The 13,418-nt window shown below is 56.9% G+C and carries 16 protein-coding genes; 8 read left to right on the top strand and 8 right to left on the bottom strand.

The features are described from left to right. The first annotated feature begins 299 nt into the window (after positions 1–299). From ROSERS_RS22505 to ROSERS_RS22480, 8 genes are all read left to right on the top strand, one after another. The gene (locus ROSERS_RS22505) at positions 300–530 is read left to right on the top strand and encodes a hypothetical protein (protein WP_011959042.1); all 231 of its coding nucleotides are present in this window, start codon (positions 300–302) and stop codon (positions 528–530) included. Next, positions 527–790, top strand: coding sequence for a ParE family toxin-like protein (locus tag ROSERS_RS27465; RefSeq protein ID WP_011959041.1), 264 nt, complete (start codon positions 527–529; stop codon positions 788–790). The genes ROSERS_RS22505 and ROSERS_RS27465 overlap by 4 nt, the downstream gene beginning before the upstream one ends. A gap of 223 nt (positions 791–1,013) precedes the next feature. After that, positions 1,014–1,196, top strand: a complete 183-nt coding sequence (locus ROSERS_RS27045; RefSeq protein ID WP_232282715.1) for a hypothetical protein — start codon at positions 1,014–1,016, stop codon at positions 1,194–1,196. A gap of 399 nt (positions 1,197–1,595) precedes the next feature. Continuing rightward, the gene (locus tag ROSERS_RS22495; RefSeq protein WP_011959040.1) at positions 1,596–1,853 is read left to right on the top strand and encodes a DUF4258 domain-containing protein; all 258 of its coding nucleotides are present in this window, start codon (positions 1,596–1,598) and stop codon (positions 1,851–1,853) included. 11 nt (positions 1,854–1,864) lie between these two features. After that, a complete protein-coding gene (locus tag ROSERS_RS25410) occupies positions 1,865–2,098 on the top strand; it encodes a type II toxin-antitoxin system MqsA family antitoxin (protein ID WP_011959039.1) in 234 nt (77 codons plus the stop codon). A 158-nt stretch (positions 2,099–2,256) separates the two neighbouring features. Beyond that, the gene (locus ROSERS_RS22490; RefSeq protein WP_011959038.1) at positions 2,257–2,724 is read left to right on the top strand and encodes an AraC family transcriptional regulator; all 468 of its coding nucleotides are present in this window, start codon (positions 2,257–2,259) and stop codon (positions 2,722–2,724) included. A 22-nt stretch (positions 2,725–2,746) separates the two neighbouring features. Further along, a complete protein-coding gene (locus ROSERS_RS22485; protein WP_011959037.1) occupies positions 2,747–3,121 on the top strand; it encodes a bleomycin resistance protein in 375 nt (124 codons plus the stop codon). A gap of 86 nt (positions 3,122–3,207) precedes the next feature. Beyond that, positions 3,208–3,975 carry an enhanced serine sensitivity protein SseB C-terminal domain-containing protein gene (locus ROSERS_RS22480; RefSeq protein ID WP_011959036.1) on the top strand — a complete coding sequence of 256 codons (768 nt, stop codon included), beginning with the start codon at positions 3,208–3,210 and terminating at the stop codon, positions 3,973–3,975. A 117-nt stretch (positions 3,976–4,092) separates the two neighbouring features. Here ROSERS_RS22480 and ruvC read toward each other — a convergent pair whose 3' ends face one another. The 8 genes from ruvC to pgi form a co-directional block, all read right to left on the bottom strand. Then, on the bottom strand, positions 4,093–4,599 hold the full coding sequence (gene ruvC / locus ROSERS_RS22475; protein WP_011959035.1) for a crossover junction endodeoxyribonuclease RuvC: 507 nt from the start codon (positions 4,597–4,599) through the stop codon (positions 4,093–4,095). A 3-nt stretch (positions 4,600–4,602) separates the two neighbouring features. Further along, positions 4,603–5,370 (bottom strand): YebC/PmpR family DNA-binding transcriptional regulator, encoded by a 768-nt coding sequence (locus tag ROSERS_RS22470; RefSeq protein WP_011959034.1) that lies wholly within the window; start codon positions 5,368–5,370, stop codon positions 4,603–4,605. 119 nt (positions 5,371–5,489) lie between these two features. Then, entirely contained in the window at positions 5,490–7,412 is a 1,923-nt protein-coding gene (gene ftsH / locus ROSERS_RS22465) for an ATP-dependent zinc metalloprotease FtsH (protein WP_011959033.1), read from the bottom strand. Between the two features lie 302 nt (positions 7,413–7,714). Then, positions 7,715–8,425, bottom strand: coding sequence for a hypothetical protein (locus tag ROSERS_RS22460; protein WP_011959032.1), 711 nt, complete (start codon positions 8,423–8,425; stop codon positions 7,715–7,717). Between the two features lie 86 nt (positions 8,426–8,511). Then, positions 8,512–10,302: an aldehyde ferredoxin oxidoreductase family protein gene (locus tag ROSERS_RS22455; protein WP_011959031.1), complete on the bottom strand. Its 1,791-nt coding sequence runs from the start codon at positions 10,300–10,302 to the stop codon at positions 8,512–8,514. 64 nt (positions 10,303–10,366) lie between these two features. Further along, complete coding sequence (tsaB, locus tag ROSERS_RS22450; protein WP_011959030.1) at positions 10,367–11,017, bottom strand: tRNA (adenosine(37)-N6)-threonylcarbamoyltransferase complex dimerization subunit type 1 TsaB; 651 nt, start codon at positions 11,015–11,017, stop codon at positions 10,367–10,369. Between the two features lie 5 nt (positions 11,018–11,022). Further along, the gene (tsaE, locus tag ROSERS_RS22445; protein ID WP_157041195.1) at positions 11,023–11,544 is read right to left on the bottom strand and encodes a tRNA (adenosine(37)-N6)-threonylcarbamoyltransferase complex ATPase subunit type 1 TsaE; all 522 of its coding nucleotides are present in this window, start codon (positions 11,542–11,544) and stop codon (positions 11,023–11,025) included. Between the two features lie 240 nt (positions 11,545–11,784). Continuing rightward, positions 11,785–13,416, bottom strand: a complete 1,632-nt coding sequence (pgi, locus tag ROSERS_RS22440) for a glucose-6-phosphate isomerase (RefSeq protein WP_011959028.1) — start codon at positions 13,414–13,416, stop codon at positions 11,785–11,787. Positions 13,417–13,418 lie beyond the last annotated feature (2 nt).

The raw sequence follows: 13,418 nt of genomic DNA, 5'->3' as shown, positions 1-13,418 counted from the left end.
GAATAGTGTTTGAGACGCAGCGCATCGCGAACTGGTCTGGCAGTTTCCTGGGTTCTGGTTCTATTACAATTCTCGTGTTACAATAAGTCGGCGGTTGTGCGTAGATCAGAGCGGTTGCCGGGGGTTATGATACATCTCCGCGCATGGGAGCAGACTATTCGGAATCTGTATAAGACGCTCTGGAGGGGAGAAAGGCGGAATCCGTATAAAACAGGTTAGCCCGCCTTGTCTCAACCACCGCAGGTACGTATAATCAATCGTGTGGGACATATGAAAGGACTGAAAGAGAGGCTTTAGCGATGACATCTCCAGCTATTGCGACGGTGATAAAAATGCTGGAATCTTTGCCCGAAACGGTGCAAGACCAGGTGGTGGAACATCTGCGCGAGTATCTCGCAGACCTACAAGACGAACTGGAATGGGATAGCTTGTTCAAGCGAACACAACCGCAACTCGTGGCGGTTGCACGCCGCGCTAAGCAGGAAATTGCTGAAGGGCGCGCGCGACCGCTGGATTATGATCAATTATGAAATCGGCCGCCTTGCCATCTTTTTGGACGGCCTATGTGTCCCTTGAAGAAGACATCAAGCGTAGCACCAGGAAAGCCTATCGTTTGTGGGCGCAGAGTCCTTTTCATCCTTCTCTGCATTTTAAGTGCATCAATCGTGAAGAGAATGTCTGGTCCGTGAGAGTCACACGCGGCTATCGCGCTTTGGGCATTCTTGAGGGTGATACTATGACGTGGTTTTGGATTGGCAGTCACGATGATTATGAGCGTTTCTTCTCATAAGGGGGCACGGCAGGCTAACCACTCGCTCCAGCCGACGCCTCGCTACGCCCGGCACGGCTGAGCTCAGTGCTGTGAGGCACTGTTGAGGAACTATGTTTGAACCAGTCAACGATCTGGAAAGATCACTCATGCGCGCTGCGCTGAACCCATCTTAGAGGGCGATCAGAAATCCGGATTTGTGGTATTATGAGAGCAACCATGCCGTTCTGATGAGGAGCAATCTGTGATGCCGCACCGTGCGCGTCGATCCTCTCCAACGAACGATGCGACCGATCTGACCGATGAACCGTGGGCCGCTATCGCGCCGCTGGTCATCACCCCGTCGTCCAAAGGCGGGCGTCCGACCGAAATTGATCGCCGCGGATGCACGAGATTCGGGTGGATGAAGGATAGAAACAGGGGTTAGATGAATGGATGCAAAAGAACACGGCGATACGCCAGAATATCATTGAAAAACCGCCTGGACAAAAGGATTTGCCGTTATTCCGAAGCAATGGGTGGTGGAACGATCGATTGCGTGGGCGGGACGCAATCGGTTGTTGCGGCGAATAATTATTCGCCGCAACAACCGCAACCCAGAATCAAGCGAAGCCTTTCTTTATCTTGGTTCTATCGCAATGCTCCTGAATCGGCTTTATCCGAGATTTTAGTTTTTGATCACGCTCTAAGACGCCTTGGAGAAAAGAAAGGCGGAATTCGTATAATCAATAGTTAGCCTGCATTTTTTTGGAGCTGAATCGAGTAAAATTGCGATGAAGTCATCTTTTGTGTGGGGAGATCTGTGTTCCAACGCATTTTGAAGTAAATGCGTGATAAGGTTCGTAACCGCCAGTATGTGAAGACTTTGCACGCCGAAGAAGAAATGAGCGATGATGAATTGACGATTTTTGACGTAGAGCGTGGTATTCTCACAGGAGAAATTGTAGAGCGGCAGAAGGATGCCCAAACAGGCGAGTGGAAGTATCTGGTCAGAGGACACACTGTAACAGGCGATGACATCGCGGTGGTTGGCAATATTGGTCTCACGGGCAAATTGGTCATCATCACGGTGTACCGTTTGTAGGAGAAGACGCTATGGTTTGCGACATTTGTGGTAAAGAAGGCGCGCGCATTCGCTATGTGACTCGCAGTTATGGCAAGGGTGATAACCTGCTGGTCATTGAGAACATTCCGCTGGTAAGTTGTCCCCACTGTGGTGAAAGTTATTTCACGGTGGAGACATTGCACGAGATTGAGCGCATCAAACTTCACCGTCAAAGTTTTGCTACGAAGCGGCAGGTAGCCATAGCGGAGTTTGCATCATCCTAACAGGGCGGCTGGCTAACCCGCGCTTAAGCCGACTGTGTTCCGCTCGCGCTTCGCGCTTGCTCCGCGCAGCGGCTTAAGCACATACCGTTGGGCCGCTTTTGCCATCTTACCTTCAATAATGCTTGGTACAACCTCAATTTCAAGTATAGGAGAATTTGATGAATATTTATGTTGTACAACCTCTACACGTTACCATCCGAGACTTGCCACCGACAATGATTGTCTATACGTCTGTTCTTCTACAACAAATGAAAGGCAGTTATAACGACCAAATTCGAGATGGCTTTGAAAATATAAAAGATTGGGCTCGACAGCAAGGATACGACCCATCGGCGCTCAAGGTCATTGGAATTCCGAACATCAACGGCGCACAATTAATCGGTTATGAGTGCGCTTTGGAACTGGAAATCGCGCCCTTGAACACAGAAGATATTCACACCAAACAACTCCCAGGTGGGCGTTATGCAATTCTATCACTTGAGAAAGATTCGGCTACAATAGGAGAGACTATAAGACGTTTCTTTGCTGAGTATGTACCACAACATCAACTTACTGTCGATCTGCGACGCCCCAATTATGAGATCTACTATGAGCACGTTATGGACTTTTGCGTTCCGATTCAATGATTAGCAATCAAGACGGATAACCGTGCAACAAATCGCTCACAAGATGATGTTTAGATATGCCATACCAAAATTCCCCGCTTCTGATATACAGGCTTCGCTTGAATTTTACAAGAATAAAATGGGATTTACAGAAGTATTCGACTATGGCGATTATGCCGCCATCAAACGTGACGCAGTAGAGATCCATTTATGGGAATGTCAGGATAAGAATATTGCTGAAAACACTGCTTGTAGGGTGGCAGTCAGCGATATTGAATCTCTCTACGCAGAATACAAGCAAACGGGCGTTATACATCCACATGGAACTTTAGAAGAGAAGCCTTGGGGCGGCAAAGAGTTTGTTGCACTTGGTATCGATGGAAATGGATTATTCTTCTTTGAGTATAAGGGCAACTAGACTCAAACCAATGCCGCCCCACACCTACTGCACCCGACGCCTGCGGCACGGCTGAGCTCAGTGCTGTGAGGCACTGTTGAGGAACTATGTTTGAACCAGTCAACGATCTGGAAAGATCACTCATGCGCGCTGCGCTGAACCCATCTTACAGGCCACAGTTTTATCGTGATTTGTTGGAAGCAGACATTTTTATTATTAACTATGCTGAAAGCGATTCCGAGGAGCAAAACAACACCATGTCGGAAAGTTTTGAATTGAAAGTCCCCAAAATTGAAAGGAACGGACAGGCCTGGTTGCCTGTTTTTTCGTCTCTACAACGATTACAGGAATTTATTAGTTCTGAGACGGCATATGTAGTACTAAAAGGAAGAGATTTCTTCGAGCTTACCAGGGATGTCCATATTGTATTAAATCCTGATTCTGATTATGGAAAGGAATTCATTCCGCAAGAGATTGAGCGAATGTTAGACGGGTCTATTTTCCAGCCTGACCAAAGATACACTGCCCAGGAAGAGACTGCATTCCTCATTGGGCGGCCTGCTGTTTACCCTACCAGTCTGGTCAAAGCATTGTGCGAGTATTTTGCAAAAAACAAATTCGTAAATCGGGCATACCTGGTACAGTTCTACAATCCGAAAAGTGGTGAACCACCTCATTTGCTGATAGCCATTGACGCCAGTAGGGATTGGGAGAGAATTGTTGGTGATGCTGGGGTGATTAGCTCTGAAGTTATGGGAAAAGATGACATTGTTGATTTCATGCGTTTGGATGACTCTGATTTCTCTCAGCATATTATTAACTCGACACGACCTATCTACCAGAAATCTTTCCTGAAGAAACTGTTTGGGTATTGAGTCAACTGTGCCTGACACCATGATTGATTGGTTTTCGCGCAGGCGGTGGGGTAGAAGGTGAGCGCAGGGTTGTGCCAGGCTGGGTAGAGAAGGGCCATATCAGCGCCCGGCAGCAATCTACCGACCTTCCTCGATGCGCCGGATCATCGGTGCGGCGTAGGTGTGACAGATCGCAACCGCCACGGCATCAGCGGCGTCATCGGGGCGCGGAATGGCAGGGAGGCGGAGGGTCAGCCGAACCATCTCCTGCATCTGACGCTTATCGGCGCCGCCGTACCCCGCCAGCGCCTGTTTGACTTGCAGCGGCTTGTATTCGTACACGGGAATGCCTGCCTGGGCGAGGGTCAGGAGCACAACACCGCGCGCCTGCCCGACGGTCAGCGCGGTATTGACGTTCTTGCCGAAGAAGAGTTCTTCGATAGCAGCAGCGGCAGGGTGGTATTGTTCAATCAAATGGCGAAGTTCGTTGTAGAGCAGGAGCAACCGTTCTGCCTGCGACAATTCCGCCGATGTGGTCAACACGCCGCAATCGACCAGACGCAGCACTCCATCCGTTTCTTCAACGACGCCCCATCCCATCCGGGCGGTGCCAGGATCGATCCCGATTGTCCGCGTGGCAGTCACCCATTAACCCTGCACAAACTGTTCCGCCAGTTCGCTGGTGATATCCAGATTGCTGTAGACCTTCTGCACATCGTCGAGGTCTTCCAGTTTCTCGATCAGTTTCATCGCCTTGAGCGCATCGGCGGTATCAGGCTGCACCGTCGTTTTGGCGATCATGGTCTTTTCGGCGCCGGTCACCGGCAGCCCGGCGGCGATCAGGTGCTGACGCACTGCGGCGAGTTGTTTGAAATCGGTGTACACCTCAACGATATCGTCGTCGATCTGTACGTCTTCTGCGCCAGCGTCGATGGCAATCAGCATCACTTCATCTGGATCGAGGCGTTTGACCGACAGATCGATGGTGATCAGCCCTTTGGTTTCGAACATCCAGCTGACTGAACCTGGTTCGCCGGGGCTACCGCCATTCTTCGTCATGGTTGCGCGCACGTCAGAAGCGGTGCGGTTGCGATTATCGGTGGCGGCTTCGATTAAGAGCGCCACGCCGCCAGGGGCGTACCCTTCGTAGTAGATCTCTTCAATCGCAGCGGCATCGCTGCCACCTTTGCCCAGGCCGCGATCAATAGCGCGCTGAATGTTCTCCATCGGCATATTGGCGGCGCGCGCTTTATCAACTGCCAGGCGCAGGCGAAAATTTGCTTCGGGGTCGCCGCTGCCTCCCTCGCGCGTTGCAATCGTAATATCGCGCGCCAGTTTGGTGAAGAGTTGCCCGCGCCGCTGATCGAGCACGCTCTTCGTGCGCCGTATTGAGTGCCATTTCGAGTGACCAGACATAACCAGACTCTCCAGAACTGCCGCGTGTCAGAAAAAGCTATCTCATCGTTCTGGCATTATAGCATACAGAAACAAAACAGGGGAGGCATTGCCTCCCCTGTTGCTGCCTGGCGCGGTGGTTATGCCTGTGCAGACGGAACGTTCATGCCCGATGGCGTGGTCAGCATGCCGTTGCCGCCGTTCACCCGACTCTCGATCTCATCGATCTTCACCACACGGCTGAGCAATTCTCTCAGGCGTTCGCCATCGAGCGTTTCATACTCGATCAGCGCACTCGCCATATCGTTCAGCACCTCGCGGTTATGCGTCAGGATCAGGCGTGTGCGCTCATACGCTTCCGAAACGATGCGATGCACTTCATTATCGATCTCGCGCGCGACATCGTCGCTGTAGTTGCGTTGCTCGGTGATCTCTCGCCCGAGGAAGATCAGTTCCTCACGCTCACCGAACGCAATCGGACCGAGCTTCGGACTCATACCGTAGCGCGTCACCATTGCGCGGGCAATGCGCGTCACCTGCTGAATGTCACCTGCGGCGCCGGTCGAGACCTCATCAGGACCGAAGACGATCTCTTCCGCCACGCGCCCGCCGAGCGCCGACACGAGTTGTGCGGCGAACTGCGATGCGGTAGTGTAGCGAATGCTATCTTCTTCCGGCAGATAGAGCGTATACCCGCCAGCGCGTCCACGCGGCACGATCGTCACTTTCTGCACCGGGAAAGCTTTGGGCATACCAGCGGCGGCGATGGCGTGCCCCGATTCGTGGTATGCAGTCAGCAATTTCTCACGTTCGGTCAGCACCCGACTGCGGCGCTCCGGACCACCGAGCGCCACGCGCTCAATCGCGTCCTGCAACTCTGCCATGCCGATCTTCTTCTTCGAGCGGCGCGCCGCCAGGATTGCCGCCTCGTTCACTGCATTCGCCAGGTCCGCACCGGAGAAACCGGGGGTCTGACGCGCGATCACATCGAACTGCACATCATCGGCGAGCGGCTTGCCCTTGGTATGCACCTTGAGCACCTCGATGCGCCCTTTCACGTCCGGAGCATCGAGCACCACCTGGCGGTCGAAGCGACCGGGGCGCACCAGTGCCGGGTCGAGCACATCGGGGCGGTTCGTGGCTGCAATCACGATGACATTCGTATTCGTATCAAAGCCGTCCATCTCGACCAGAATCTGGTTGAGGGTCTGCTCACGCTCATCGTGGGAGCCGCCAAGCCCGGCGCCGCGCTGACGCCCGACGGCATCGATCTCGTCAATGAAGACGATGCAGGGGGCATTACGCTTCGCCTGGTCGAACAGGTCGCGCACACGGCTGGCGCCGACGCCGACGAACATCTCGACGAATTCTGAACCGGAGATCGAGAAGAACGGCACCCCGGCTTCACCGGCAACCGCGCGTGACAGGAGGGTCTTGCCGGTTCCTGGCGGACCTACCATCAGCACACCACGCGGAATACGCGCTCCAAGGGCGGCAAACTTGTCGGGAAACTTGAGAAACTCAACGACTTCTGTCAAATCCTGCTTGGCTTCTTCCTGACCGGCAACATCGGCAAATGTTACCGTCGGCTTATCGCCGGAAAACATCCGCGCCCGGCTCTTGCCGAACGAGAGCGCCTGATTGTTCGACCCCTGCGCCTGACGCATAAAGAAGATGAAGAAGCCGATCATCAGTAAGACTGGCAGCAGGAACGTGAAGACATTCAGCAGACCGCCCCATGCTGGCGCTGCGCGCACCTCGACGTTCACTGCGTCGAGCGGCACGCCTGCCTGCACAAGCAGCATCGTAATACTATCGTTCGACTCGATGCGTGACCGCACCTTAGCCCTGGTATCGCGGTACGTCACCAGGATTTCGGAGTTGCCCGACTGCGCTTCGATCTTCTCAACTCTGCCAGCTTTTGCATCGGCGAGCACCTGATAGATGCCGCGTTCCTCTTGCTGACCCTGCGCATTGTTGAAGTAATTGATGAACAGCGCCAACGCAGCAACAAGAATGATGAGGTAGACGAAACTATTTTTCAGCCAGCGATTATCACCCATAATCGTTCACGTTCTAGGAGCGCTGCTCCTGATTGATCTTGCGCGGCAAGAAAGCGAACACAACTCCACTGTGCCGGCCTCTTTCGACCTTCATTGGTGATATTATACCAGACGCCTTCAAGCCAGACAATGTAGCAAGATCACAATTTTCCCATCCGGCGTGCAGCCTGGCACAGTGGTTGATTACCCGGCGGATGGTTCTTCAGGATGCGCGGTTATGCGACCGACCGCCGTCTCAAGGCATGACGGATGGACGCGCTGTGTGGATGTATCGCGTGGACAGCAGGGAGATGCAGACGTCGTCAGGTCAACCATCCCAGGCGCAGCCATGCCAGAACGGCAAGATCACGCAACAGTAACAGGCGACGCACGGCAAAATATGTCAATCGGTACAGTCGCCCCCGGCGCACCGGATCGTAGTCGATCAGGACGATTCGATACTCTGGATCGCGGATCAGCACCAGGTTGTGCGATCGCAGCAGTGTGCGTTCAACCAGGAAACTCCAGAGGCGTTGCGGCAGGTGAGGGATTGACTTCCTGGATTTGCGTTCATCGCTGCTTCTGGCGGATTGCCCATACAGGTCGGGCATACTGCCGGTTGCCCGGTAGAAAGCGTGCGCTCTGCGGAGGATCTCGCTGAGTTGTGCGGCAATCAGGGCGCGTTGTGCCGGGAGCAGTGCGCGATAGTCAACAGCATCGAGGGGGCATGCATCAGACAGGAGTGGCTGGATCGTCAACGGATGCGCCTGCCCGTCGCTGCCGCGCGCCACAATGAAATAGTTGGGGATAGTATAGCGTTCTCCCAGGCATGCGGTGTAGCGTTCGGCGGTATCGCGCATCCACCGCGCCTGGCGGATCGCCGCGTCACGGGCGCCCCCCAGGTCGTGTTTGACTTTCACGACGTGGCGATGGTCATCGGTTTTGTACACCTCCGTCTCGTTGCCGCCTGCCAGCCGTTGCAGGACGTGGTCATCGTCGAGCGGCGCGAATACGTCATCAGCGTGCAGCGTCATCGTGTTGTACTCCGGTGTGTGTAGCGTGATCTTCCGCCGCTGAGACGCTCAGAATCGCGGATCGGTTGCAATGGAGCGGCGGGGGGTCAGTCGGGCAGGGTGATACCCAGTTCTGCCAGGCGCGCTGGTGAGGGCTGTCCCTGCTCATCCCACCCGTGGCGGCGATAGTACTCCGGCAGCATCTCTTCAAGCATGGGCAATTTCCCCGCCGCCGGTCCATCTTCGAGGGGTTCTTCCGTCCAGCGATGCGGTAGGGTGTCGCGCCCGGCGCCATATCGGATCGCCAGTGCGCGTTCGAGGGTCACGATCCGTTCGCCGATCTTCGCCACATCGACGCTGGTGAATGTTCTTCCCAGAGTTGCCGAGAGCAGTTCGTTGAGGTCGGCTGGCGCGATCTGATACGCCAGCAGCGCCAGGCGTCGGCACAACCCGGCGGCATCGACCGCCGCCGCGAAGCGTTCGTGCCAGATCAGGCGAGGCACTCTGCCCTGGATAGTATGCGGATTGTTGGGGTCGTTGGGGAGCCACACGGGTGGTTCGGCGAGGAGCGGCTCGTAGAACATTGCGTAGCGATAGTCGCCGCCGATTGGCGCTGTTGCATCGGCGAGAGCGATTTCCGGCACGGTGCGCGGATCGATCGCTGGCAGCGCCAGTTGCCGCGCCTGGGGGGCAAAAACGTTGCTGCCGTAGTAGACTTCCTGCATTTCGCCGACACCCAGCGACAGAATATCGCGCTTCTCCTGACGCTGCCCCAATCGGCGAATAGCGCCGACCACCGCATCGAGATCGCCCCACGTCAGATTGCCCACATTGCTCAAGCCCCGTTCGCGGCATTCCATCATGAATGCCAGCGCCGCGCTGGTTTCGGTCACATCGAGACCCAGGCGCAGGCAGAGATCGTTGACCAGGATAATGGCGTCGGGTGTGGTCAGACCGCAACTCCAGCCAAAACCAGCGAGCGCTTCGAGGTCGGGATAGGCGATTGGTTCGCCATTCTTGCGAATATAGGCGCTATGACAGGCGAGCGGGCATCCATCGCACCCGCGCGGCTCCCGCCGACCGCGCTGCGCCAGAGCGGTGCGACTGATTGCGCTCGCATGCGGCACGGTGTGCGCCTGACCGTTGCGCACACTGAATGCGCCCAACTCTTCGGCGCGCTGCGCGTAGTACAGACTGCCATACTGACGGAAGTCGGCAGCGACATCACTGGCGGCAATGCGTCTGGCAATACCTGCCAGGGCTGTGTCGAGCCGTTGCCGGTCGGCAACCGGGCAGGCGTTCGTGCCACGCACTGCAATAGCTTTCACGCGCTTGCGCGCCATCACCGCTCCTGCGCCCGCCGGTTCAACCGCAAAAGCGCCTTCGGCGACGATGGCGCTGTACGACACACCTGCTTCAGCAGCCGGACCGACGCACACAACAGCATACTCATCCCCAAGTTCTCTGCGCAGCGTCTGATTGGTCGCCTGGGTATCAAGCCCGATCAGATGCGTTGCCGGATGAATGTCCACCTGCGATCCATCGATCCGGATCCAGCACCAATCGGGGCTTTGCCCGTCCAGGATCAGCAGGTCGTGACCGGCGCGCCGGAGGTTTGCGCCCCATCGCCCGGACGCCCAACCATGCGAAATGGAATTGGTGATCGGTGAACGTGTTGTCACCGTGATGCCGCTGAAGGTCACGCCGGCAAGCGGTCCGGCGCTGAAGATGAGGAGGTTGGCAGGCGCCAGTGGACCGATCTTTGCGGGAACGCGTTGGGCAAGGAGCCAGGCAGCGGCGCCGCGCCCACCCAGGAAGTGGTGCTCAACATCGGCAGGCAACTGTTCTGTCATCACACGCTGATCGGTCAGTACAATCTGGAGTGCTTGCAGCGGCATGACATCTCCCTCCGTCCGCGCATTCAGGATCGAACATCTGCGTTCTATGACCTGGTGTGCTGGCTCAACCGACAGTTTTGGTCGGTTGTCCCAGATAGAGCGGTTCAAGCGTGGCAATGGCATCGCGCTCGCCGGCGGAGAGACGACGCCATGCAAGTTCTGCCAGATACGCCGGGCGGCGCGTATTCGCAGCCGGTGATGGAAACCGGGCGCGATCGTGCAGCAGGCGGCGCAGGGTTGTCTGTGTTTCAGCGTCGATATCGCCGCAGAAGAGCGTCGGTTCACTGACGGACGCGGCGAGTTCAGCCAGGGTCACGTTCTGTGGCGTCAGCGCGTCGTCGGCAAGCGTGGCCACTCTGCCGCGTCCCAGGTTGATGATCGGTGCGACGCGCAGAGGTGATGTGCGGTGCTGATATGCCAGCGCCTGTAATGTACCGATGCCGAGGAGCGGCAGATCGCGCGCCAGCGCGAACCCTTTGGCGACGCTCATTCCAACCCGCAATCCGCTCCAGCTCCCTGGTCCCAGCGCGACGGCAACCGCCCGAATATCGCTGCGCGCACAGCGGATGTGACGCAGCAGCAGATCGATCTGCGGCAGGAGTTGCGCCGTGTGGTCGCGTCCCGCGCGCCAGACGCACTCGCCGAGCACGCCACGCTCCCCATCATAGCAGGCGATACCGGCGTCGGCAGTTGAGGTGTCGATTGCAAGCAACATAGGTCTCAGTTGAACGCCGCTTTCTTCAGCGTATCGACCAGTTCTTCGTAGCGACGACCCCGCGGCGCGAAGCGCACCACGCGCTTGGTTTCACTCAGGTGACTGAGATGCACGTCGAGGCGCTCATCGGGAAGCAACGGCTCCGCGTGGTCTGCCCACTCGATCAGACACACGCCATCGCCATCGAGCAGTTCTTCCAGTCCGACGCCCTGCAACTCCGCCGGTCGCTCAATACGGTACAGATCGGCGTGATAAATCGGCAGATCGCCACGTTGTGCACTGGCGCGATACTGATTGATCAGGACGAAACTCGGGCTGTTGACCGTATCAGTCGATCCCAGACCAAGAACGATCCCCTTGACCAGATGCGTCTTTCCCGTCCCCAGGTCGCCACGCAACGCCACGACATCGCCGCGCTGCAACAGTTCCCCCAGGCGCTGCCCGACACGAATGGTCTGTGCAACGCTGTGTGACACAAAATCCAGAATGTGCGGCGAACGAACGGTATGGACGTTTCGTGTACTCATATCGCCCATTGTAGCACATGCCTGCGGTACCGGTATACCCGGACGCATGGTAAGTGTTCACATTTCTCCCCGGAGCGAGAGCATCTTGCTCTCGTAGACGCGACGAGGGCAGGACGCGCTCGCTCCCGGGCGCGTGTGTTATCCCAGGTGTGAACAGGTACGCGCCCGACGCCGGGGAAGTGAAGGCAGCGCCTTCGTCCGCCCGGCGCCTGGCGCCTATCGCATCGCCTCCCAACCGTGCTATGAGACCCGCCCGCGCAGGGTGCGGTAGCGCCGGATGAGCGCATTTGTTGAACTGTCGTGTGCCAGGTGTGGGGCGGACTCACTCATCAACTCAGGGACAATGCGCCCTGCCAGCGCCTTCCCCAACTCGACGCCCCACTGGTCGAATGGATTGATGTCCCAGATTGCACCCTGGGTGAACACGCTATGTTCATACAGGGCGACCAGCGCGCCGAGTGTTGCTGGCGTCAACCGTTCCGCCAGGAGCGTGTTCGATGGACGATTACCGGCGAAGGTTCGGTGCGGCGCCAGCCACTCCGGCGTTCCTTCCGCCAGCGTCTCCTCCGTTGTTTTGCCGAACGCCAGCGCCTCAGCCTGCGCAAACATATTCGCCATCAGCAGATCATGATGGTTGCCGAGCGGATTGAGCGGTTCGGCAAAACCGATGAAATCGCACAGCGCCAGGCGTGTGCCCTGGTGGAGCAACTGATAGAACGAGTGCTGACCATTCGTTCCCGGCTCGCCCCAATAGATCATTCCCGTCTGATACGAGACCGGCGCGCCGGACAATGTCACCGATTTGCCGTTGCTTTCCATCGTCAGTTGCTGGAGGTATGCCGGAAAACGTTTCAGGTAATTGTCGTAGGGAAGAATCGCCACCGTCTCGATGCCGAAGAAATTGGCATACCAGATAGTCAGCAGTCCATGGATCACCGGCAGGTTACGGTCGAACGGCGCCGTGCGGAAGTGCTCGTCCATCGCGTGGAAGCCGGCGAGCAGTTCGTGGAACCGTTCAGGACCGAGCGCGATCATGGTTGACAGCCCGATTGCCGATGTCATTGAGTACCGTCCGCCAACCCAATCCCAGAAGCCGAACATATTCGCCGTGTCGATGCCGAACTTCGCCACCTCGGCGGCATTAGTCGAAACGGCGACGAAATGACGTGCAACCGCAGCCTCGTCGCCGAGCGCCGCCAGCGCCCAGGCGCGCGCAGTGCGCGCGTTGGTCATTGTCTCCAGTGTGGTGAACGTTTTCGACGCCACAATGAACAGGGTTTCCGCCGGATCGAGATCACGGGTCGCCTCGGCAAAATCGCTCCCATCGACGTTCGACACAAAGCGAACGGTCAGATTGCGGTCACTGTAGTACCGCAACGCCTCATACGCCATCACAGGTCCCAGGTCGGATCCGCCGATGCCGATATTGACAATGTTGCGGATCGGTTTGCCGGTGAACCCGGTCCACCTGCCGCTGCGCACCTGTTCGGCGAACGCAGCCATGCGATCAAGCACTGCATGCACTTCAGGGACTACATTTGCGCCATCCACCAGAATAACAGCGCCGCGCGGCGCGCGGAGCGCCACGTGAAGAACGGCGCGGTTCTCGGTGGCGTTGATCCGTTCGCCACGGAACATTGCATCGATTCTGGCGCGCAGATCACATGCCTCCGCCAGCGCGATCAGCAGGCGCAGCGTCTCGTCGGTGATCCGGTTTTTCGCATAGTCGAAGAAAAGTCCAGCGGCTTCGGCGGTCAGGCGCTCGCCGCGACCAGGGTCTTCAGCAAACAACTGGCGCAGATGCACGTTACATATCGCGTGATAGTGCGTCTCGAGCGCGCGCCATTCAGGGCGGTGCGTCAGAACCGTCATGC

Source organism: Roseiflexus sp. RS-1 (genome assembly GCF_000016665.1).
Classification (GTDB): domain Bacteria; phylum Chloroflexota; class Chloroflexia; order Chloroflexales; family Roseiflexaceae; genus Roseiflexus.
This window is presented reverse-complemented; position numbering and strand designations above follow the sequence as displayed.

What these genes read in the sequence shown, in the direction of transcription:
- ROSERS_RS22480 (WP_011959036.1), top strand. Translation starts at nt 3,208, where the DNA reads ATGTTTGAACCAGTCAACGATCTGGAAAGATCACTCATGCGCGCTGCG.
- ftsH (WP_011959033.1), bottom strand. Translation starts at nt 7,412, where the DNA reads ATGGGTGATAATCGCTGGCTGAAAAATAGTTTCGTCTACCTCATCATT.
- tsaB (WP_011959030.1), bottom strand. Translation starts at nt 11,017, where the DNA reads ATGTTGCTTGCAATCGACACCTCAACTGCCGACGCCGGTATCGCCTGC.
- pgi (WP_011959028.1), bottom strand. Translation starts at nt 13,416, where the DNA reads ATGACGGTTCTGACGCACCGCCCTGAATGGCGCGCGCTCGAGACGCAC.
- tsaE (WP_157041195.1), bottom strand. Translation starts at nt 11,544, where the DNA reads ATGAGTACACGAAACGTCCATACCGTTCGTTCGCCGCACATTCTGGAT.
- ROSERS_RS22490 (WP_011959038.1), top strand. Translation starts at nt 2,257, where the DNA reads ATGAATATTTATGTTGTACAACCTCTACACGTTACCATCCGAGACTTG.
- ROSERS_RS22460 (WP_011959032.1), bottom strand. Translation starts at nt 8,425, where the DNA reads ATGACGCTGCACGCTGATGACGTATTCGCGCCGCTCGACGATGACCAC.
- ROSERS_RS27465 (WP_011959041.1), top strand. Translation starts at nt 527, where the DNA reads ATGAAATCGGCCGCCTTGCCATCTTTTTGGACGGCCTATGTGTCCCTT.
- ROSERS_RS22470 (WP_011959034.1), bottom strand. Translation starts at nt 5,370, where the DNA reads ATGTCTGGTCACTCGAAATGGCACTCAATACGGCGCACGAAGAGCGTG.
- ROSERS_RS22505 (WP_011959042.1), top strand. Translation starts at nt 300, where the DNA reads ATGACATCTCCAGCTATTGCGACGGTGATAAAAATGCTGGAATCTTTG.
- ROSERS_RS22495 (WP_011959040.1), top strand. Translation starts at nt 1,596, where the DNA reads ATGCGTGATAAGGTTCGTAACCGCCAGTATGTGAAGACTTTGCACGCC.
- ROSERS_RS25410 (WP_011959039.1), top strand. Translation starts at nt 1,865, where the DNA reads ATGGTTTGCGACATTTGTGGTAAAGAAGGCGCGCGCATTCGCTATGTG.
- ROSERS_RS22455 (WP_011959031.1), bottom strand. Translation starts at nt 10,302, where the DNA reads ATGCCGCTGCAAGCACTCCAGATTGTACTGACCGATCAGCGTGTGATG.